General features: G+C 71.7%; 19 protein-coding genes and 1 tRNA gene. 15 read left to right on the top strand and 5 right to left on the bottom strand.

All coding sequences use genetic code 11. The annotated features are described in order from the left end of the window. Positions 1–114: 114 nt before the first annotated feature. Together LOC65_RS11190 and LOC65_RS11185 are read left to right on the top strand one after the other, a co-directional pair. Positions 115–672 carry a phasin family protein gene (locus tag LOC65_RS11190; RefSeq protein WP_009858680.1) on the top strand — a complete coding sequence of 186 codons (558 nt, stop codon included), beginning with the start codon at positions 115–117 and terminating at the stop codon, positions 670–672. A gap of 350 nt (positions 673–1,022) precedes the next feature. Beyond that, complete coding sequence (locus tag LOC65_RS11185; RefSeq protein ID WP_029718379.1) at positions 1,023–1,442, top strand: GreA/GreB family elongation factor; 420 nt, start codon at positions 1,023–1,025, stop codon at positions 1,440–1,442. On the opposite strand, the gene LOC65_RS11180 is transcribed toward LOC65_RS11185, so the two are convergent. Then, positions 1,432–2,334 (bottom strand): DMT family transporter, encoded by a 903-nt coding sequence (locus tag LOC65_RS11180; protein ID WP_029718380.1) that lies wholly within the window; start codon positions 2,332–2,334, stop codon positions 1,432–1,434. The two genes, LOC65_RS11185 and LOC65_RS11180, sit on opposite strands and share 11 nt — an antisense overlap. Positions 2,335–2,349: 15 nt before the next feature. Here LOC65_RS11180 and LOC65_RS11175 point away from each other — a divergent pair, with 15 nt between their 5' ends. Then, the gene (locus LOC65_RS11175) at positions 2,350–2,919 is read left to right on the top strand and encodes a helix-turn-helix domain-containing protein (RefSeq protein ID WP_009858676.1); all 570 of its coding nucleotides are present in this window, start codon (positions 2,350–2,352) and stop codon (positions 2,917–2,919) included. 25 nt (positions 2,920–2,944) lie between these two features. Here LOC65_RS11175 and LOC65_RS11170 read toward each other — a convergent pair whose 3' ends face one another. Beyond that, the gene (locus LOC65_RS11170; RefSeq protein ID WP_230247525.1) at positions 2,945–3,841 is read right to left on the bottom strand and encodes a patatin-like phospholipase family protein; all 897 of its coding nucleotides are present in this window, start codon (positions 3,839–3,841) and stop codon (positions 2,945–2,947) included. Between the two features lie 121 nt (positions 3,842–3,962). Between LOC65_RS11170 and LOC65_RS11165 the strand changes: the two genes are divergently transcribed. From LOC65_RS11165 to LOC65_RS11120, 10 genes are all read left to right on the top strand, one after another. Beyond that, on the top strand, positions 3,963–5,675 hold the full coding sequence (locus tag LOC65_RS11165) for a nitrite/sulfite reductase (protein ID WP_230247524.1): 1,713 nt from the start codon (positions 3,963–3,965) through the stop codon (positions 5,673–5,675). A 13-nt stretch (positions 5,676–5,688) separates the two neighbouring features. Next, a complete protein-coding gene (locus LOC65_RS11160; RefSeq protein ID WP_138938919.1) occupies positions 5,689–6,066 on the top strand; it encodes a DUF934 domain-containing protein in 378 nt (125 codons plus the stop codon). A 4-nt stretch (positions 6,067–6,070) separates the two neighbouring features. Further along, the gene (locus LOC65_RS11155) at positions 6,071–6,802 is read left to right on the top strand and encodes a phosphoadenylyl-sulfate reductase (protein ID WP_230247523.1); all 732 of its coding nucleotides are present in this window, start codon (positions 6,071–6,073) and stop codon (positions 6,800–6,802) included. Between the two features lie 16 nt (positions 6,803–6,818). Next, the gene (gene cobA / locus LOC65_RS11150; RefSeq protein ID WP_230247522.1) at positions 6,819–7,559 is read left to right on the top strand and encodes a uroporphyrinogen-III C-methyltransferase; all 741 of its coding nucleotides are present in this window, start codon (positions 6,819–6,821) and stop codon (positions 7,557–7,559) included. 69 nt (positions 7,560–7,628) lie between these two features. Further along, complete coding sequence (fdxA, locus tag LOC65_RS11145; RefSeq protein WP_009858670.1) at positions 7,629–7,952, top strand: ferredoxin FdxA; 324 nt, start codon at positions 7,629–7,631, stop codon at positions 7,950–7,952. A 23-nt stretch (positions 7,953–7,975) separates the two neighbouring features. Continuing rightward, positions 7,976–9,064, top strand: a complete 1,089-nt coding sequence (locus tag LOC65_RS11140) for an NAD(P)/FAD-dependent oxidoreductase (RefSeq protein ID WP_230247521.1) — start codon at positions 7,976–7,978, stop codon at positions 9,062–9,064. Between the two features lie 305 nt (positions 9,065–9,369). Next, complete coding sequence (locus LOC65_RS11135; protein WP_230247520.1) at positions 9,370–11,532, top strand: TonB-dependent siderophore receptor; 2,163 nt, start codon at positions 9,370–9,372, stop codon at positions 11,530–11,532. Positions 11,533–11,568: 36 nt separating this feature from the next. Continuing rightward, positions 11,569–11,644, top strand: a tRNA-Asn gene (locus LOC65_RS11130). A 286-nt stretch (positions 11,645–11,930) separates the two neighbouring features. Then, entirely contained in the window at positions 11,931–13,073 is a 1,143-nt protein-coding gene (locus LOC65_RS11125; protein ID WP_230247519.1) for an ImmA/IrrE family metallo-endopeptidase, read from the top strand. Continuing rightward, complete coding sequence (locus tag LOC65_RS11120; protein ID WP_230247518.1) at positions 13,070–13,582, top strand: DUF4411 family protein; 513 nt, start codon at positions 13,070–13,072, stop codon at positions 13,580–13,582. Before LOC65_RS11125 ends, LOC65_RS11120 begins: the two co-directional genes overlap by 4 nt. A gap of 294 nt (positions 13,583–13,876) precedes the next feature. Here LOC65_RS11120 and LOC65_RS11115 read toward each other — a convergent pair whose 3' ends face one another. After that, complete coding sequence (locus LOC65_RS11115; RefSeq protein WP_230247517.1) at positions 13,877–14,521, bottom strand: DUF2242 domain-containing protein; 645 nt, start codon at positions 14,519–14,521, stop codon at positions 13,877–13,879. 121 nt (positions 14,522–14,642) lie between these two features. Between LOC65_RS11115 and LOC65_RS11110 the strand changes: the two genes are divergently transcribed. Then, on the top strand, positions 14,643–15,692 hold the full coding sequence (locus LOC65_RS11110) for an NAD(P)-dependent alcohol dehydrogenase (RefSeq protein WP_230247516.1): 1,050 nt from the start codon (positions 14,643–14,645) through the stop codon (positions 15,690–15,692). Between the two features lie 4 nt (positions 15,693–15,696). Here the strand turns inward: LOC65_RS11110 and LOC65_RS11105 are convergent, their stop codons facing one another. Further along, the gene (locus tag LOC65_RS11105) at positions 15,697–16,761 is read right to left on the bottom strand and encodes a hypothetical protein (RefSeq protein WP_230247515.1); all 1,065 of its coding nucleotides are present in this window, start codon (positions 16,759–16,761) and stop codon (positions 15,697–15,699) included. 53 nt (positions 16,762–16,814) lie between these two features. After that, the gene (locus tag LOC65_RS11100; protein ID WP_230247514.1) at positions 16,815–18,833 is read right to left on the bottom strand and encodes a DEAD/DEAH box helicase; all 2,019 of its coding nucleotides are present in this window, start codon (positions 18,831–18,833) and stop codon (positions 16,815–16,817) included. A 117-nt stretch (positions 18,834–18,950) separates the two neighbouring features. Here LOC65_RS11100 and LOC65_RS11095 point away from each other — a divergent pair, with 117 nt between their 5' ends. After that, a complete protein-coding gene (locus tag LOC65_RS11095) occupies positions 18,951–19,535 on the top strand; it encodes a lipocalin family protein (protein WP_230247513.1) in 585 nt (194 codons plus the stop codon). Positions 19,536–19,537: the final 2 nt, after the last annotated feature.

Genomic DNA, 19,537 nt, shown 5'->3' with positions numbered 1-19,537 from the left:
GGCTCCCTAGAATGTTGCGGTGCAGCAAAAAACGCTTGCGGCAGCGGGAGCGATCTCTATACTTCGGCTCATGCTGCAGTGCAGCAATTCTGTCACCCACACACGGAGATCGACATGACCTACACCCCGGAACAATGGCTTGCCGCGCAGAAGGCCCAGGTCGAGACCCTGTTCGGCCTGACCCAGACCGCCTTCGAAGGCGTCGAGAAGCTCGTCGAGCTGAACCTGCAGGTCACCAAGACCTCGCTGAGCGAACTGGCCGAGACGACCAAGGCCGCGCTGTCGGTCAAGGACCCGCAGGAACTGCTGACGCTGCAGGCCGGCCTGCTGCAACCGAGCGCCGAGAAGGCCGCCGCCTACAGCCGCCACCTGTACGACATCCTGGCCGGCACCAACGCCGAGTTCACCAAGGTCGCCGAGTCCACGCTGGCCGACGCCCAGAAGACCACGCTGTCGCTGGTCGACACCGCGGTGAAGAACGCCCCGGCCGGCACCGAAAGCGCCGCCGCGCTGGTTCGTTCCGCCGTCTCGGCCGCCAACAACGCGTTCGAGAGCGTGCAGAAGGCCGCCAAGCAGGCCGCCGAAGTGGCCGAGGCCAACTTCCAGGCCGTCACGAACACCGCCGTCAAGGCCACGCAGACCACGGGCCGCGCCAAGCGCACCGCCGCCTGACCTTGAAATCCAGCGGGGCGCACCGCATCTGAGTGTTGTCGGGGCACTCCCCGGCTCTCTCTGGAAGGTTGTCTCCTCGGCATCCGCGCATCCGCAACGATGTCTTCAGCCCGGCCCCGTGCCGGGCTCTTTCTTTTCAAGCGCCGCCCGTACGGCTTACCATCGGCCCATGTCGTCCCGTCTCGCCTTCACCGTTCACGCCCTCGCGGCGGGCGTGGTGCTGCGCGCGTGGCGCCAGCCGGTCGCGGCCGCACTCTCCTGAGCCCGGCGACCGCCTCCCCCCGAATCCCCCCTCTCTCCGGTCGCCGGGCCCCGCCCCCAGGGACAACGCCTGCCCACCGGAGAACCGCTTGAACACCCTCGTCCACGAACGCCAGCTCGGCTGGCTCGACCACGTCCGCCTCTTCAACCTCGTCTCGACGCCGCGCGGCGGCACACGGGTGTCGGAGGCCCTCGCCGACCACGCCCGCGACATGCTCGACCTGGCCGAGGTCGTCGACCCGAAGACGCTGCCGGCCGACGTCGTCACGATGCGCTCGCGTGTCGTGCTGTCCCGCGGCGGCGAGCTGCTGGACCTGACGCTCTGCTACCCCGACGACCAGCCCGACGGCATTGAACGGGTCTCGGTTTTCTCGCCGCTGGGCATGGCGCTGCTGGGCGCGCGTGTCGGCGACAGCATCGGCTGGCGCGGCCCGGCCGGCGAAGAGCACACGGCGCGCATCGAGGCCCTGCCCTACCAGCCGGAAGCGGCGGGCGACTTCAGTCGCTGAGCGGGCGGCGGCGCCGCGGCTTGAGCTCGCTGACCAAGGTGCCGGCGAGCACCAGCGCGGCGCCGACGAAAGCCTCGGCCGGCAGCCGGTCGCCGGCCAGACGGCCGACGATGCCGCCCCACACGGGCTCGCCGGCGTAGATGATCGTCGCGCGCACCGGCGCGACCGACCGCTGCGCCCAGTTGATCGTCAGCTGGATCGCGACGCTGGCCGCCCCCAGGCCGACGGCCGCCGCCAGCCAGACCCACGAGAACGCCGGCACGGCCTCGCCCAGCACCGGCATCGCCGCCCAGGACATCAGCCCGGCGGCCAGCAACTGCACGGCGGTGATGCGGCGCACGTCGACGCGGCGCGCGAAACGGCCGATCAGCAGGATCTCGGCGGCGATCGCGAAGGCGCTGAGGATGGTCGCCAGCTCGCCTGGCCCGATCGCCCCGCTGCCCGCTTCGGGGCCGGCGAGAAGCACCAGCCCGGCGAACGCGAGCACGATGCCCAGCATCGCCATCGGTTTGGGCGCCTCGCGCAGCACCAGCCACTGCAGCAGCGGCACCAGCGGCACGTACAGCGCGGTGATGAACGCTGACTTGCTGCTGCTAATCGATTGCAGACCCATCGTCTGCAAGCCGTAACCGAGGAAGATCGAGCCGCCGATCGTGATGCCGGCCCACAGCTCCTGGCGTGTCAGCCCGGCCAGCGCGTGCCGGAACACCACCAGCGCCAGCAGCCCCGCGGTGACGAAACGCAGGCCGACGAAGAAGAACGGCCCGCTGTGGCGCATCGCGACGTGCACGATCAGGAAGGTCGTGCCCCAGAGCGCCGTGATCGCGATCAGCGCGGCTTCCTGGCGGCTGAAGGGCCAGGCCGTCTTGCCGCGGGCCAGCATGTGCAACATACTGCTCAGGATAACATGAGCAATAAACTGCACATTGCCTCGCGCCACGGTGACGTGCTGGCCTTCGTCGGCCAGAACCTGCGTGCCGCCCGCCAAAACGCCGGGCTGAGCCAGGCGGCGCTGGCCGAGGCCTCGGGCCTGAGTCGGCGCATGATCGTCGCGCTCGAACAAGGTGACACCAACATCAGCCTGTCGCGGCTGGACCGTCTGGCCGAGGCGCTGGGTGTCGGCTTCGCCGACCTGGTGCGCGACCCGGCGGCGCAGACGCTGCGGCTGGACGCGGTGGCCTGGCGCGGCCGCCACGAGGACAGCGTCGCGGTGCTGCAGGCCAGCGTGCCGGCCCGCCACGAGGCCCAGCTCTGGGCCTGGACGCTGGCGCCGGGCGAGCGCTACGACGCCGAGCCCGACCCCGAGGGCTGGCACGAGATGATCGTCGTCGTCGAGGGCCGGCTGCAGCTGGAGCTGGCCGGCGGCCCGCGCGAGCTGGCGGCCGGCGACTACCTCGTCTACCCGAGCTCGCAGCCCTACGCGTACGCCAACGCCAGCGAGGCGACGACACGCTTCATCCGCAACGTCGTCGCCTGAGCACCGCTCGGCACGTCAACGCCGCTCAGCGCGTCAGCGCCGCGATCTTCGCCTTGATCGCCGGCAGCGCCGCCAGCGCGGCTTCGCGGCCGGCCTGGATCGAACGCCGGCGTGCCGTGAAGTCGGCGCTGGAGACGCCGGCCAGCGCCGGACGCAGCACGATGTCGGCGTCGCGCAGCTCGTAGTGGTTGATGCTGCGGCTCATGATCGAGAAGGTCTGCAGCAGCATCTTCATCGCGTCACCGGTCGGCGCGCCGTCGGGCACGGCCGAGATGTCGATCGCGATGACCAGGTCGGCGCCCATCTGGCGCGCGAATCGCACCGGCACCGGTGACACGAGGCCGCCGTCGACGTACTCGCGGCCGCCGATCGTCACCGGCTGGAACACCGCCGGCACGGCACTCGACGCCCGCACCGCGGTGCCGGTGTCGCCGCGCTGGAACAGGATCGGTGCGCCGCTGTCCAGGTCGGTCGCGACGATGCCCAGCGGCAGCCGCATCTGCTCGATGGCGCGGCCGCCGGTGTGCTCGCGCACGTAGCGCGCCAGCGCCTCGCCACGCAGCAGCGCGCGGCCGGGGAAGGCCCAGTCGGTGATCGCGCCTTCGTCCATCGTCATCGCCAGCATGCCGAGTTCGGCGCCGCTCTTGCCCGAGGCGTAGAGCGCGGCCACGAGGCTGCCGGCCGAGGTGCCGGCGACGAGATCCGGGCGGATGCCGTTCTCCTCCAGCACCTGGATCACGCCGATGTGCGAGAAGCCGCGCGCGGCGCCGCCGCCCAGCGCGAGGCCGACGCGCGGCGGGCGCGGCGGCGGCTTGGGCACGGCGGTCTCGGTGGCGGGCGGGGAAGCGGGTGGTGCCGTCAGCGGCACGCTCTGGCACGCGGCCAGGAGGAGGACGAGCAACGTCCCGAGAAGTCTGCGCATGGTCGGCGTCGATTCTAAGAACTTCAACTCATAACCTAAGGCGATAAGCACCTCACAACTCTGTACTTTTCATCTATAAGCAGCTTGCTTACAGTCGCGCCTCCAGCGAATCCTGCCGTCCATGTACCAGTACACCGACTTCGACCGCCAGTTCATCCGGGCCCGTGCCGCGCAATACCGCGACCAGCTCGAACGCCACCTGGCCGGCCAGTTGCCCGACGAACTGTTCCGCCCGCTTCGGCTGCAGAACGGCTGGTACGTGCAGCGCCACGCGCCGATGGCGCGCATCGCGGTGCCCTATGGCGAGCTGTCCTCGCGCCAGCTGCGTGCGCTGGCGCGCGTGGCGCGCGAGTTCGACCTGCAGGACGCCGGCACGCCGGCCGAACGCGGTGGTTTCGGCCACTTCACGACGCGCCACAACTGCCAGTTCAACTGGATCCCGCTGGAGCGTTCGGCCGACGTGATGGAACTGCTGGCCGAAGCCGACCTGCACGGCGTGCAGACCAGCGGCAACTGCATCCGCAACGTGACCACCGACGCGCTGGCCGGCATCGCGCCCGACGAGATCGTCGACCCGCGTCCCTATGCCGAGCTGCTGCGCCAGTGGAGCACGCTGCACCCCGAGTTCGCCTTCCTGCCGCGCAAGTTCAAGGTCGCGATCACCGGCGCGACCGACGACCGGGCGGTCATCGCCTGGCACGACGTCGGCCTGCAGCTGCTGCGCGACGAACGGGGTGACGTCGGCTTCCGCGTCCTGGTCGGCGGCGGCATGGGCCGCACGCCGATCATCGCCACCGAAGTCGCGGCCTTCGTGCCCTGGCAGCGCATCCTGGTCTTCCTCGAAGCCGTCGTGCGGGTCTACAACCTGCACGGCCGGCGCGACAACCTCTACAAGGCGCGCATCAAGATCCTCGTCAAGGCGCTGGGCGAGCAGTTCATCCGCGAAGTCCACGCCGAGTACGAGGCGCTGCTGGCCGACGGCGCGCCGGAGCTGCCGCAGGCCGAGCTGGACCGTGTCGCCGCGCACTTCGTCGCCCCGGTGAGCGAAGCCGCGCCGGCGCTGCACGCCGTCGATGCCGACGCACCCAAGGCCTACACACGCTGGCTGGAGCGCAACGTGCACGCCCACCGCCTCGCCGGCTACCGCGCCGTGACGCTGTCGCTCAAGCGCGCCGGCCAGGCGCCCGGCGACGTCACCGCCGACCAGATGGACCGCGCCGCCGAACTGGCCGAGCGTTTCAGCCACGGCGAGCTGCGTGTCACGCACGACCAGAACCTGCTGCTGCCCTGGGTCGCCGAACACGAGCTGCGGGCGCTGTGGCTGGCCGCGCGCGAGGACGGCTTCGCGACGCCCAACATCGGCCTCTTGACCGACATGATCGCCTGCCCCGGCGGCGACCTGTGCTCGCTGGCCAACGCACGTTCGCTGCCGGTCGCCGCGGCGATCCGCGAGCGCTTCGAGGACCTGGACGCGCTCTACGACCTGGGCGACATCGACCTGCACATCAGCGGCTGCATGAACTCCTGCGGCCACCACCACACCGGCCACATCGGCATCCTCGGCGTCGACAAGGACGGCAGCGAGTGGTTCCAGGTCACGGTCGCCGGCTCCGACGGCTCGCTGGCCAACGGCCCGGCCGCCGCCGGCAAGGTGATCGGCCCGTCCTTCGCCGCCGACGAGGTGCCCGACGTCGTCGAGGCGCTGGTCGAGCTCTACCGCACCGAGCGCCAGGCCGGCGAACGTTTCGTCGACACCGTGCGCCGCCTGGGCGTGGCCCCGCTGCGCGCCGCCGCCGACGCCGTGCGCCGCAGCACCGCCGCGGCCGAAGCCTGATCCCGAGATGTCCATGCGTTTGATCGAGACCCACTCCCCGCTGCCCGCCGACGCGCTGGCGTTCGACAACACCGTCGACGTGCTGGAGCGCCGCGACGAGATCGCCGCCGCCCGCGCCGTCGTGCTGCACTTCCCGAAGTGGACCGACGGCCGCGCCTACTCGCAGGCCGTGCTGCTGCGCCTGCGCCTGCGCTACGCCGGCGAGCTGATCGCCACCGGCGAGGTCGTCGGCGACATGCTGCCGATGCTGCAGCGCTGCGGCTTCGACGCCGCCCAGCTGCGCGCCGACCAGGATCCGGCCGTCGCGCTGCGCACGCTGGGCCGGTTCCCCGGCCAGTACCAGGGCGACGTCACCGGCGCCCGCGCCACCCCCATCGTCCACGCTGCCTGAACGTATGCCCACCGCCATCGAACTGCACGCCCGCAAGACCCGCGGCCACGATGCCCGGGTCGCGCACGCCGTCGCGCTGCTGCGCGAGGCCGCCGCCGACCACGCCGGCCGCATCGTCCAGGCCACCAGCCTGGGCGTCGAAGGCATGGTCATCACCGACCTGATCGCGCGCCACGGCCTGGCGATCCCGGTCGCGACGCTGGACACCGGCGCGCTGCACGCCGAGACGCTGGCGCTGATCCCGCGCATCCGTCAGCGCTACGGCGTCGAGGTGCAGGTCTTCCGCCCGCAGCAGGAGGCCGTCGTGCAGTTCGTGGGCCGTCACGGCAGCGACGCCATGTACCGCAGCGTCGAGCTGCGCCAGAGCTGCTGCGACGTGCGCAAGAAGGAGCCGATGCGCCGCCTGCTCGAAGGGCGCACGGCCTGGATCACCGGGCTGCGCCGCGAGCAGTCGGAGTCGCGTTCGCGTGTGCCGCACTTCGAGCTCGACGCCGACAGCCGCGAGAAGTTCTACCCGCTGGCCGACTGGAGCGAAGCCGACGTCTGGCATTACGTCGCCACGCACGACGTGCCGTACAACCCGCTGCACGACCAGTTCTTCCCGAGCATCGGCTGCGCGCCCTGCACGCGCGCCGTCTCGCTGGGCGAAGACCACCGCGCCGGGCGCTGGTGGTGGGAGCAGGAAGGCGCCAGGGAGTGCGGGCTGCACCTGCGGCCCGAGCCGATCGCCGCGTGATACAAGGGCGCCGCTGATGGGCCGCGTCGTCTTCATCGGCGCCGGCCCCGGCGCCGCCGATCTGATCACCGTGCGCGGCGCGCGCCGTCTCGCCGAAGCCGACGTCGTGCTGCACGACGCGCTGACCGACCCGGCGCTGCGCGAGCTGGCGCCGCGTGCCGAGTGGATCGACGTCGGCAAACGCGGCTTCCGCCATTCCACGCATCAATCCGAGATCGACGCCCTGCTCGTCGAGATGGCACAGCGCCATGCCGTCGTCGTGCGGCTCAAGGGTGGCGACCCCAGCCTCTTCGGCCGCCTCGAGGAGGAACTGGCGGCGCTGGCACGCGCCGGCATCGCCAGCGAGATCGTGCCCGGGGTGACCGCCGCGCTGGCCGCCGCCGCGTCGGCGCAGCGCCCGCTGACACGCCGCGCCCGCGGCCGCAGCGTCGCCTTCAGTACCGCGATGACGCGCGAACGCCGGCTGGAGGTGAGCCACGCCGCCGACACCCAGGTCTTCTACATGGCCGGGAAGCAGCTCGGCGTGCTCGGCGAACGGCTGCGTGCCGCCGGCTGGCCGGCCGACACGCCGGCGCTCGTCGTCTCGCGTGCCGGCTGGCCCGACGAGGCGCGCAGCCACCACGACGTCGCGACGCTGGCCGAGGCCGGCGCAAGCCACGAAGGCCAGCCGACCGTCGTCATCGTCGGCGCCGGCGCCTCGGCGCTCACCCTGACGCATGAGCAAGATCAAGCCGGAACCCCCGAGGGCGAGGCGTAAAATTCCGCCCGCTTGGCGCCCTCGCCCGCGACCGCGTCAGTTCCTGACATCACAACCGAGCCCGTTCCAATGACTCACGTCGTTCTCGATTCCTGCATCCGCTGCAAGTACACCGATTGCGTGGATGTGTGCCCCGTCGACTGCTTCCGTGAAGGGCCGAACTTCCTCGTCATCGACCCCGAGGAGTGCATCGACTGCGCGGTCTGCATCCCCGAGTGCCCGGCCAACGCGATCCTGCCCGAGGAAGACGTGCCTGCCGACCAGCTGCAGTTCATCCAGCTCAACGCCGAGCTCGCCAAGACCTGGCCGAGCATCACCAAGCGCAAGGCCTCGCTGCCCGACGCCGACGAGTGGAAGGACCGCAAGAACAAGCTGCAGTACCTGCAGCGCTGACCCGGGCCGCGCCCGGCGGACGAATGACGGTTTCCCCCTCGCCCGGCGCATCCGCCGCTGTCCCCCCGATCGAGACCGACGCGCTGATCGTCGGCGCCGGCCCGGTCGGGCTGTTCCAGGTCTTCGAGCTCGGGCTGCAGGACATCCGCGCCCACGTCGTCGACTCGCTGCCGCACGTCGGCGGCCAGTGCACCGAGCTCTACGCCGACAAGCCGATCTACGACATCCCCGGCGTGCCCGTGTGCACCGGGCGTGAGCTCGTCGAGCGGCTGCAGCAGCAGATCGCGCCGTTCGGCGCGAGCTTGCATCTCGGCCAGGAGGTGCGTTCGCTCGAACGTGCCGCCGACGGCCGCTTCGACGTCGCCACCAGCACCGGCACGCGTTTCCTCGCGCGCACGGTGTTCGTCGCCGGCGGCGTCGGCTCCTTCCAGCCCAAGGCGCTGCGCCTGCCCGGCATCGAGCGTTTCGCCGGCACGCAACTCTTCTACCGCGTCGCCGACGCGGCGGCCTTCGCCGGCCGGCAGGTCGTCGTCGCCGGCGGCGGCGATTCGGCCCTCGACTGGGCAATCCACTTCGCGACCACCGAAGCCGCCCGCCCGGCGCGTGTGACGCTGCTGCACCGGCGCGACGAGTTCCGCGCCCTGCCCGCCACGCTACGCCGCCTGGCCGAACTGCGCGACGCGGGCGCCGTCGAGGTCGTCATCGGCCAGCCGACCGGCTTCGAGGCCGACGGCGAGCGCCTCGCCCGGCTGGTGCTGATGCGCCCGGACGGCAGCAGCACGACGCTGGCGCTGGACGACCTGCTCGTCTTCCACGGCCTGAGCCCCAAGCTCGGCCCGATCGCCGAGTGGGGACTGGAGCTGGACCACAAGCTGGTCACCGTCAACCCGGCGACCTTCGAGACCAGCACGCCCGGCGTCTTCGCCGTCGGCGACATCTGCCACTACCCGGGCAAGCGCAAGCTGATCCTCTGCGGCTTCCACGAGGCGACGCTGGCCGCCTTCGCCGCCGTGCCCTACGTGGACCCGGAGCGCCGTGCGCTGCTGCAGTACACGACCTCCAGCCCGCAGCTGCACCGGCTGCTGGGTGTCGAAACGCCGTCGCAGGATTGACACAGCGCGGCGCGCCGCACGCGCTGCTGCCGCTATCATCCGCCCCGCTTCGCGAGCCGACCCGGTGCGCGAGGCATTCGCTAGGGGTGTTGGCCGCCTGCCATCCGCGGACGGCCGACTGAGAGAGTCCCTTTGAACCTGATCGCCCGCCGACGCCGCAAGGCCGAGGCGGCGACCCGTCCCTCACCGGACGGCACGAGGTAATGCTCGCGCAGGGAAGCACACCACGGGTTCCATGGCGCTGTCCGGCGCCGTGCTGCGCTCCGGTTTGCCGACCTGCCATCGTCCAAGGCTTTCCGATGGCAATGAAACACCACGTCCCGACCCGCTGCGCCCTCGCCGCGGCCCTGTTCGCCTCCGCCTGCGCCGCCCACGCGCAGGGCACCGAGACGATCACCATCACCGGCACGGCCGAGCGCCTGCCGGCCTTCGCCGGCTTCCCCGGCCAGACCGACGCCCGCACGCCGCTGCAGGCCCAGACCTGGAGCGCCGAGCGCCTGGCCGACGAGAACGTCACCCGGCTGGGCGACATCACGCGGCTCGATGCCGGCGTCTCCGAGGCCTACGACTCGCCCGGCTACTGGGCCGGTCTGTCGGTGCGCGGCTACACGCTGGACAACCGCTTCAACGTGCGCCGCGAAGGCCTGCCGGTCAGCGGCGAGACCACGTTCGCGCTGGAGAACAAGGAAGCCGTCGAGCTGCTCAAGGGCGCCAGCGGCATCCAGGCCGGCACCAGCGCGCCGGGTGGTCTGGTCAACCTGCGCGTCAAGCGCCCGGTGGCCGGCAAACGCAGCGCCACCGTCTGGTGGGAAGGCTCGAGCACGACCGGCGCCGCCGTCGACCTCGGCGACCGCAGCGGCCCTGACGGCGTCTTCGGCTGGCGCGTCAACGCCGCCTACGAGGACATGGAACCGCGGCTGCACGACAGCGACGGCCACCGCCGCCTGCTCGCCGTGGCGCTGGACTGGCAGCTGACCCCGGGCAGCGTCGCCGAGTTCGAGATCGAGCACAGCCGCCAGCAGCAGCCCAGCGCCGCCGGCTACAGCCTGCGCGGGGACGTCGTGCCCGACGCGCACGACGTCGACCTGCTGAACAACCTGAACCACCAGCCCTGGGGCGGCCCGGTGGAGATGGAAGGCAGCACCGCGTCGCTGCGCTGGCGCCAGCGCCTCACCGAGGACTGGCAGCTGCGCGCCCAGGCGATGGTGCAGAAGCTGCGCACCGACGACCGCACCGCGTTTCCGTACGCGTGTTATGGCTGTTATGCGCCCGACCCCAGCCTCGAGTTCCCGGATCGCTACGCGCCCGACGGCAGCTTCGACTACTACGAGTACCTCAGCCTGAACGAGCGGCGCGACAGCCAGGCGCTGGAGCTCGCCGTCAGCGGCAGCGCCCGAACCGGGGCCGTGGAGCACGCGATCGAGGCCGGCGTGCTTCGTGCGACGTACCGCGGACGCTTCCAGGATCAGGTCTACGAGTGGGCCGGCGTCGGCCGGGACGACGGCAGCGCGATCACCGGCCCGTCGAACGGCCGCCTGAGCGCCAACACCAACCGCGACGAGACCAGCACCGAGTTCTTCGTGCGCGACGCGATGACGCTGCCCGGCGGCTGGAGCCTGTGGAGCGGGCTGCGCCACAGCCGGCTGGCGCGAGAGAGCTGGCGCACCAGCGCCGACGACGACGGCAGCCTGCGCGCCACCGACTACGACCAGGGCTTCACCACGCCCTGGGTGTCGCTGGCCTGGCAGTGGACGGCGGCGACGATGGTCTACGCCAGCTGGGGCCGCGGCGTCGAGTCGGCCGTCGTGCCGAACCGCCCGCGCTACGTCAACGCCGGCCAGGCGCTGCCGGCGCTGAAGAGCCGCCAGCGCGAGATCGGCTTGAAGCACGCCTCGGCCAACGTCGACGCCAGCGTGGCGCTGTTCCAGATCGAGCGCCCGCGCACCGGCGAGCTGAACGCCGGCTGCGACGGCGACGTCGACGACTCCTGCCGCCTGGGCGTCGTCGGCGAGCAGCGCCACCGCGGTGTCGAGGCCAGCCTCGTCTGGCGCACTGGCGCCGTCGACTGGCGCGCCAGCGCGATGCTGCTGGACGCCGTGCGCCACGAGCGCGGCAGCAGCGACGGCCTGCGCCCGGAGAACGTGCCGGCGCGCACGCTGCGCCTGGGCGCCGACTGGCGCGTGCCGCAGGCCGGCGGCCTGCTGCTGCAGGCCGACCTGCGTGCCGAGAGCGACCGCGCCGTGCTGCCCTATGACGACAGCGTGCGCATCCCCGGCTGGGCCAGCGTCGACCTGGGCGCACGCTGGACCCAGCCGCTGGCCGACGGCCGCGCCATCACCTGGCGCGCCGGCGTCGACAACGTCTTCGACCGCAAGGCCTGGAAAGAGTCGCCGTACCAGTTCGACCACGTCTACCTGTACCCGCTGCAAGCGCGCACCTGGAGAGCCAGCGCATCACTCAAGTTTTGACAAACTGAGTTTTCGGGCTATACTCTTGGTCTTCCTTCCCCGATAGCTCAGTCGGTAGAGCGCCGGACTGTTAATCCGTAGGTCCCTGGTTCGAGCCCAGGTCGGGGAGCCAAATAGACCGAAGGGTCAGCGATGCAAGTCGCTGACCCTTTTGGCTTTTGGGGGGGCCGGCGCGCATTGCGCCGCACGCGCCAACGCCGCGCATCAGGCGACGCCAGCAATCCGGCTGACGCATCCACCTCCTGCTGATCGAGGACGCCAAGCGCGTCTTGTCAATTCGGCTTCACCGGCAACTTTCGTTCGACTTCGCCTGCCTGTGGCCGAGCGTCCCCATGCCAGACCGGCGCTGAGCGTCGACACGCTGCTGGACTGCCCTCCCGCCACCCTAAAATCCGCAGATGGCGCACGCTCACGCCCACATCAACCCGGCAATGCTCCGTTGGGCGCGTGATCGTGTCGGCCTGGACGTGAACGATGCCGCCACCGCGGCCGGGGTGAAGCCCGAACAGTTCCAGCAGTGGGAAGAAGGCGAGGCCGAGCCGACCTTCCGGCAAACCCAGGTGATCGCCCAGGCCCTGCACACCCCGTTCGGATTTTTCTTCCTGGCCGAGGCACCCGCCGAAGATCCCCTGCTGCCTGACTTGCGCACCGTCGGCGGAGCACCGGCCAGCAGGCCTAGCGTGGACCTCACCGAGACAGTCCGCCATGCCGTCCAGCGGCAAGCCTGGTTCGTCGAATACCTGCAGGAGCAAGGTGCCGAGCCGCTGCCATTCGTCGGCCGCTTCACCGTCGCAGCCAACCCGGCGCAAGTGGCACGGGACATCCGCGAGGTGCTGGGCGTCGATGTCGAACACGGGCAGCGGAAATGGGACGTCTACTACCGCGAGCTGATCGAGGCAGCCGAACACGCCGGCGTGCTGGTGATGCGCAGCGGCATCGTCGGCAACAACACCCACCGCAAACTGGACGTCGGCGAGTTCCGCGGCTTCGCCATCAGCCACCCGCTGGCGCCGGTGGTCTTCATCAACTCCTCGGACGCGCCGTCTGCCCGGCTGTTCACGCTGCTGCACGAGCTGGCGCACATCTGGCTCGGCAGCAGCGGAATCTCCAATGCAGCGCCAGGTAACACACGCCGAGAGGAGATCGCCTGCAACGCAGTGGCAGGCGAATTCCTGGCACCGTCTGAGGTGTTCGGCCCGCTGTGGGCAGCAGCGTCCCAGGACCTGAACACGCGCGTGGCCGAACTGGCCCAGCGCTTCCACGTCAGCCGCTTCGTGGTGATCCGTCGCGCCCTGGACCTGGGCCTGGTTGATCGCGACACCTACACGGCGTTCTACCGGGCTGAGCTGGATGCCTTCCAGGCGGAAGGCGGTGGCGGCGGTAGCTTCTACCGAAACGCCGGTGCGAAGAACAGCGCCCGCTTCGCCCGCGCGGTCATCGCCGAGGCCTTCAGCGGTCGCCTGCTGCTGCGCGATGCCGGCCGACTGCTGGGTGTCCAACCGTCCAAGATCCGTGACTTCGCGGAGCAGCTCGGCGCATGATCTACCTGCTGGATGCGAACACGCTGATCGAGGCGAAGAACCGCTACTACCGCATGGCCGTCTGCCCGGCCTACTGGGACTGGATCCAGCGCAGCCAGGGGGCTGGCGTCGTGGCCAGCATCGACCTGGTCGGTGACGAGATCAGGCGCGGCAATGATGAACTGGCCGAGTGGGCCAAGGCTCAGGTTGGACTGTTCCTGCCCGTCTCCGATGACGACACCCAGCAAGCCTTCGGCGCCGTCGCTGCGCATGTGGCGGCGCAAGCCGGCGTGATGAAGGCAGGTGCACTAGAGGAATTTCTGGCCGGTGCCGACCCATGGTTGATCGCGAAGGCCGCAGCGCTGAAGCAAGCTGTCGTGGTGACGCACGAGCAGTTCAACCTGCAGATGCGGCGCAAGTTCAGCATCCCGAATGTTTGCCAGCACTTCGGCGTCCAGTGGATCGACACCTTCGAGCTGCTGAGCAAAACCGATGCCCGGTTCGTGCTGGCCGACCGGCGGGCCGCGTAGCGCATGGTCCGGGCGGTCTATGGAGGGCCGTTGCCGCCCACCATCAAGCGATGGCACCCTATGCTGCGATCACTCGCAAGCCGCTTTCAAGACTGGACGTCGCCAGAAGTTGCCGGCGGACCAATTGTCGGTCGCAACATTCCGCAGGTCCGTACTGCTCGTCCGTAGGCACCGGGAACGAACGCCGCCCTGGAAGCCCAAAGAACCGGAGGGTCAGCGATGCAAGTCGCTGACCCTTTTGGCTCTTGGGGCCGGCGCAGGCAGCGGCCGTCGCGCCCTTTCGGGCGCGACGCCTCAGGGCGCCGCCGGCGCGCTCGCCGCCGCGGCCCGGGCGGCCTCGACCTCGGCCGCCTCGATCGCCGCGCAGCGCTCCTCGCCGCCGCAGACGCGGCTGCGCACGTAGCGCTGCACCAGGCCGAAGAAGCGGTCGTAGAAGCTGCCCGCGGGGATCGTCAGGCTGCCGACCTTGACCAGCGAGTCGTCGGACGCCGACAGCGGGATCGACAGCGAGCCCACCGGCAGCCCGACGCTGGCCGAGGACGAGGCCTTCTTCAGCGTGTAGCGGTCCTGGACGGCGTTGACGAAGGCCGTCGTCGACGCCTTGTAGAACGGGTCCGGCGCGCAGGTCACGGTGAACGTGATCTGCACGTGGATCTCGCCATCGGGCTGGAAGCGTTTGTTGCCGACCACCAGCTCCGGCGTCGCCGAAGTGACGACGTAGCCCTGGCTCAGCAGCGCCAGCCGCGCGGCCTCGCAGGTGGTGGGCGCGTCGGCCTCGAACTGGCGCGAATAGGTCTCGTCGGGCCTGAAGTGCTCGTTCTGGTAGACCGTGGTGGCGATCTTGTTCGGCGTGCTGCAGCCGGCGACGACGGCGGCCAGCGCCAGCAGGGTGAAGGCCCCGGCCCGATGGCGGGCCGGCAACGGCAAAAACTGGGTCATCGTGCTCCAACGTCCGCGGGCGAGGATCGGTTGTCCCGGACAGGACACGACATCGCCGCCGCCGCTATCGTACGAGCGCCGCGTGACGGCGCCGCCCCCACCCTCACACCCAGGAGTCGCCATGCCCACGATCCAGGCCTATGCCGCGCAAGACGCCACCGCCCCGCTCGGCCCGTTCACGATCGAACGCCGCGAACCCGGCCCCGAGGACGTGCAGATCCGCATCCTCTGGTGCGGCGTCTGCCACTCCGACCTGCACACCGCACGCAACGAGTGGAAGAACACGCTCTACCCCTCGGTGCCGGGCCACGAGATCGTCGGCCGCGTCACCGCCGTCGGGTCGGCGGTGACGAAGTTCAAGGTCGGCGACCTGGCCGGCGTCGGCTGCATGGTCGACAGCTGCGGCCACTGCCCGTCCTGCGCCGAAGGCGAGGAGCAGTACTGCGACAACGGCTTCACCGGCACCTACAACGGCCCGGTCTTCGGCGGCGAGAACACCTTCGGCGGCTACTCGCAGAGCATCGTCGTCCGTCAGTCCTTCGTGCTGCGCATCAGCCACCCCGAGTCGCAGCTGGCCGGCGTCGCGCCGCTGCTGTGCGCCGGCATCACGACCTGGTCGCCGCTGCGCCAGTGGGAAGCCGGGCCGGGCAAGAAGGTCGGCATCGTCGGCCTGGGCGGCCTGGGCCACATGGGCGTCAAGCTGGCGCACGCGCTGGGCGCGCACGTCGTGCTGTTCACCACCTCGCCCGACAAGATCGCCGATGGCAAGCGCCTGGGCGCCGACGAGGTCGTGGTCTCCAAGGACCCGGCGCAGATGGCGCGACAGGCCGGCCGGCTGGACTTCATCCTCAACACCGTGGCCGCGCCGCACGACCTCGACGCCTTCCTGGCGCTGCTCAAGCGCGACGGCACGATGACGCTGGTCGGCGCGCCGGCCGAACGCCACCCCTCGCCCGACGTCTTCGCGCTGATCTTCAAGCGCCGGCGCCTGGGCGGCTCGCTGATCGGCGGCATCCGCGAGACGCAGCAGATGCTGGACTTCTGCGCCCAGCACGGCATCGTCAGCGACACCGAGACGATCCGCATGGACGAGATCAACACCGCCTACGAACGCATGCTCAGGAGCGACGTGCGCTACCGCTTCGTCGTCGACATGGCGACGCTGGGCTGACGGTTCAGCGCGCCGCGCCGCAGGCGGCGGCGACGTCCAGCGGCTCGGGCAGCAGCACGTCGCGCCGCAGCAGCAGCGCGTCGATCTTGTCACCGCCGGCGTGCAATACCGTCACCGCCGCGGCACGGTCCAGCCGGCCCTGCAGCCACTGGCGGGCGCGTACGGTGTCGAGCGTGGCGACCAGATCGACCGGGCCGGGCTGTGCAACCTCGACGCTGCCGTTGACGAACAGCTCCTGCCGCGGCCCGGCCAGACGCACGTTCAGCGCGTGCAGCCCGCGCTGGCGCGCCTCCCAGCGCAGCACGAAGCGCGCACGCTGCCAGCAGCCGTCGGGCCCGCGCTCGAACTGCATCGCCAGCGGCAGCTCGGTTGGTGCCGTCGCGGCACGGACCTCCCAGCTCAGCTCGGCCCTCACCGGCCGGGTCGCGCCCGGCGGCTGGAACTCGGCCCGCAGCCGCTGCGTCCCGGCAACCTGCGGCACGAAGCGGCCGACGTAGGCACCGGTGACCAGGGTCAGCGGCTGACGCTCGCTCGCGGCCTCGACGAGCCGGATCTCCTGTCGGCGGCCGTCGGCGCCCAGCGAGAACAGCCGTGGTGCCGGCTCGCGCCGCGGCAGCCCGTACTCGCTGGCATACAGCAGCAGCACCTGCTCGTTGCCGACCGCCGGCAGCACGCCGCCGACGCGCTCCATCTGCAGCGCATAGCGCGCAAAGATGCTCGCCTGCAGCAAGGCCGTCGCCGCCGCAGCCGCCGGCTCGTGGCGCAGCTCCAGCCGCCAGCGCCCGGGAGCCGGCTCGCGCAGCGGCTGCTTCATCAGATGCAGGTCGCCACGCTGGTGCTGGCGGCGCTCGGCGGCCGGCAGCGTGTTCAGCGCGGCGGCATACAGTTCGTGCGGCGGGCCGGACGGCGGCAGCAGCCGTGCGCCGCGCAGCGCCGGCCGCAGCGAGAACTCCAGCGTCAGGTAGGCGCCGTCGGCCATCGCCGGCACGGCGAAGTCGATCACCGTGCGCGTCTGGCCGGCGGCGACCGGCACTTCGGCCAGCACGAGCTCGGCGCGCCGTCGTGGCAACGGCCAGCAGGGCCAGGCATTGAAAGACGCGGCGCAGCATGACGCCGCGCAGTCTACGCAGCGCCGGCGGCGGCACGCGCCTTGGCGCGCCAGAAGCCGGCGTCGATCTCCTGCTCGGCGCCGCTGCGCTCGTTGGCCAGCCAGAAGCGGCTGCCGTCGGGCGCGACACGCAGCACCTCGCCGACGTGGCGCCCGGCGCGCACGCGCCGTCCGGCGAGGCCGGCCGGGAAGTCCGGCGCACGCGCCAGCTCGAGCAGGTCGACCGCCTCGCGTGCATCGCCGGCCAGGCGCAGCCGGCGCACGATGGGCGCCAGCAGCGGGTTGGCGCGGTCGGCCGGCGACAACCACAGCAGCACCTTGGCCTGGGCCCGGCTCAGCGCGACGTTGACCAGGCGCGCCGCCTCCTCGGTCTGCAGAAAGGGCTGGCCGCCGTCGGCGGGGTCGAACAGCACCGCCGCGGCCTCGCTGCCCTGGGCGCGGTGCACGGTGCTGACGCGCACGCCCGCCACTCCGGCGGCCTCCAGCCGCAGGCGGATCAGCGCGCGCTGGGCACGGAACGGCGTCAGCACCACGATCTCGTGCGCCTGCCAGGTGCCGGCGGCCAGCGTATCGGCCACCAGCGAGACGATGGCGTCGGCCGACTCGGGCCGCACCGGGCCGCGCCAGGCCGCCGACCAGGCGCCGTCGCGTGCCACCGGCTCGACGTGCACGTGCACGTCTTCGCCGGCCGGCCCCAGCACCCGCCGGCGCGCCGCCTGCCAGCCGGGCGACGCCTCGGCGTCGGCGGCGACGCGCAGCGCGCCGTCGTAATACAGGTCGCCGACCAGCGCGCCGATCGGCCCGGCCATGCGCGACTGCTCGTCCAGCAGCACGACCGACGGCGCACGGCGCGGCATCGCCGCAAAGGGCGAGCGCCCCATCCAGCGCCGCGCCTCGCGTTCGGGCGCGCGCTGCACCGGCGAGAGCTGGCTCGGGTCGCCGGCAAACAGGCAGCGCCGGCCCAGCGGCATCAGCGCCAGCGCCTGGGCCAGCGGCACCTGGCTGGCTTCGTCGAAGACGATCAGGTCGAAGGGTGGCGCGGCGCCTTCGGCCAGTTCACGCAGCGTCTTCAGCGTCGCGACGGCACGCGCCGTCGTCATCGCCGCCAGCCGGCTGGCGCGCAGCACGGCCAGCGAGGCCGCACGCAGTTCGGCGCGCAGGTCGGCGACACGCCGGCTCCAGGCCTCCAGCGCCTCCAGGTCGCGCGCCGGCGGGCGCTCGGACTCGGCACGCGCCAGGCGGGCCAGCAGCGCGCGGTCGGCGTTCGGGATCAGGTGCTCGCGGCCTTCGTACAGCGCCGGGTTGAAGCGCGAGCCGAGGCGGCGCACGGTCTCGCGCCAGCGTTCGCGGCGGCCCTTCTCCAGCGCCTTGTCGACGGCGACGGTGGCCAGGTCGACGGCCTGGTTGGTCGTCGACAGCAGCAGCACACGCGCCTCGGGCTCGGCGTCCAGCGTCTCGGCCAGCAGCACGCCCAGCGTCGTCGTCTTGCCGGTGCCCGGCGGGCCCCAGAGGAAGCTGCTCGTCCAGCGCGGCAGCGCCAGCGCCTGGCGCTGCGCCGCGCGCAACCAGCGGAACGGCGCACCGGTCAGCGAAGGGGCGGCGGTCTCGGCCGGCCGCGCCAGCGCGGCCTCGGCGGCCAGCGCGCGCGCCGCCCACTCGCCATCGTCCCAGGCGGCGACCAGCGCGTCGAGGAACCGCGGCGGGTAGACGCGGATCAGCCGCCCAGGCCCGGGCGGCGGGCCGCTGGCCTTCTGCAGGATCAGCTGATCGTCCTCGACGACGACCGCCAGCACCGCGGCGGCGCCCTTCTCCGGCTCGCCCCACCAGGCCGAGGCGCCGTCCAGGCTCTCGTCGAGCAGCGCCTGCGCCGAGGCCGCACCCGGCCGCTGGCCCTCGGCATAGACGTAGCCGGCCTCGAGCGTGACGCGCCACAGCGCGCCGTCGCGCTCCAGGCGCTCGACCTTGAAGTCGTAGTAGGACGGCGTGGCGGCCAGTTCGGCGGCCAGCGCGGCGCGGATCTCGGCAAGACTCATGCAGCGGGGGGGCGGCGGCAGGCGCCTGCGGCGCGCTGCGGGGGCGCGATTGTTCCCCAAGGCGGCCGTTGACGGTGATCCAGCGCGGGAGCCCCGGGCTCGGCGATGATCACGCCGATGACGAACAAGCCCCTGATCACGCTGCTGCTGGCCGCGGCCTGCACCCTCGCCCACACCACCGCCGGCGCGGCGGCCGGCATCGCCGCCGCCCCGGTCGCCGACGGCGCGCTGCGCACCATCGACCGCCTGGACGTGCCGCGTTACCTCGGCACCTGGTACGAGGTCGCGCGTTTCCCCAACCGCTTCCAGCGCCAGTGCGTGGCCGACACCAGCGCGAACTACACGCTGCGCGACGACGGCACGCTGCAGGTGCGCAACCGCTGCCGGCTGGCCGACGGCACGATGGACGAGGCGCTGGGCCAGGCGCGTCAGGTCGGCGGGCGCGAGTCGCCGACGCTGAAGGTTCGCTTCGCGCCCGAGTGGCTGACCTGGCTGCCCTTCGTCTGGGGCGACTACTGGATCGTCGACCTGGACGCCGACTACTCGCTGGTGGCGATCACCGACCCGCGCCGCGCCTACGCCTGGGTGCTGTCGCGCACGCCGCAGGTCGAGCCGGCGCGTTACGAGGCGCTGATGCAGCGCCTGAAGGCGCAGGGGCTGGACGTCGGGCGCTTCGAGCCGTCGCGGCACACGGCGCCCTGAGC

Origin of the sequence: Rubrivivax sp. JA1055 (assembly GCF_020966565.1) — a bacterium.
GTDB classification, from domain to species: Bacteria; Pseudomonadota; Gammaproteobacteria; order Burkholderiales; family Burkholderiaceae_C; genus Rubrivivax; species Rubrivivax benzoatilyticus.
The sequence above is the reverse complement of the archived record's forward strand: the minus strand, read 5'-3'. Positions and strand labels throughout refer to the sequence as shown.

Bases quoted from the DNA above. Each gene is read 5' to 3' on its own strand.
- LOC65_RS11100 (WP_230247514.1), bottom strand. From the start codon at position 18,833: ATGAGTCTTGCCGAGATCCGCGCCGCGCTGGCCGCCGAACTGGCCGCC.
- LOC65_RS11165 (WP_230247524.1), top strand. From the start codon at position 3,963: ATGTACCAGTACACCGACTTCGACCGCCAGTTCATCCGGGCCCGTGCC.
- LOC65_RS11180 (WP_029718380.1), bottom strand. From the start codon at position 2,334: ATGTTGCACATGCTGGCCCGCGGCAAGACGGCCTGGCCCTTCAGCCGC.
- LOC65_RS11175 (WP_009858676.1), top strand. From the start codon at position 2,350: ATGAGCAATAAACTGCACATTGCCTCGCGCCACGGTGACGTGCTGGCC.
- LOC65_RS11190 (WP_009858680.1), top strand. From the start codon at position 115: ATGACCTACACCCCGGAACAATGGCTTGCCGCGCAGAAGGCCCAGGTC.
- LOC65_RS11115 (WP_230247517.1), bottom strand. From the start codon at position 14,521: ATGACCCAGTTTTTGCCGTTGCCGGCCCGCCATCGGGCCGGGGCCTTC.
- LOC65_RS11140 (WP_230247521.1), top strand. From the start codon at position 7,976: ATGACGGTTTCCCCCTCGCCCGGCGCATCCGCCGCTGTCCCCCCGATC.
- LOC65_RS11095 (WP_230247513.1), top strand. From the start codon at position 18,951: ATGACGAACAAGCCCCTGATCACGCTGCTGCTGGCCGCGGCCTGCACC.
- LOC65_RS11120 (WP_230247518.1), top strand. From the start codon at position 13,070: ATGATCTACCTGCTGGATGCGAACACGCTGATCGAGGCGAAGAACCGC.
- LOC65_RS11160 (WP_138938919.1), top strand. From the start codon at position 5,689: ATGCGTTTGATCGAGACCCACTCCCCGCTGCCCGCCGACGCGCTGGCG.
- fdxA (WP_009858670.1), top strand. From the start codon at position 7,629: ATGACTCACGTCGTTCTCGATTCCTGCATCCGCTGCAAGTACACCGAT.
- LOC65_RS11170 (WP_230247525.1), bottom strand. From the start codon at position 3,841: ATGCGCAGACTTCTCGGGACGTTGCTCGTCCTCCTCCTGGCCGCGTGC.
- LOC65_RS11155 (WP_230247523.1), top strand. From the start codon at position 6,071: ATGCCCACCGCCATCGAACTGCACGCCCGCAAGACCCGCGGCCACGAT.
- cobA (WP_230247522.1), top strand. From the start codon at position 6,819: ATGGGCCGCGTCGTCTTCATCGGCGCCGGCCCCGGCGCCGCCGATCTG.
- LOC65_RS11135 (WP_230247520.1), top strand. From the start codon at position 9,370: ATGAAACACCACGTCCCGACCCGCTGCGCCCTCGCCGCGGCCCTGTTC.
- LOC65_RS11110 (WP_230247516.1), top strand. From the start codon at position 14,643: ATGCCCACGATCCAGGCCTATGCCGCGCAAGACGCCACCGCCCCGCTC.
- LOC65_RS11125 (WP_230247519.1), top strand. From the start codon at position 11,931: ATGGCGCACGCTCACGCCCACATCAACCCGGCAATGCTCCGTTGGGCG.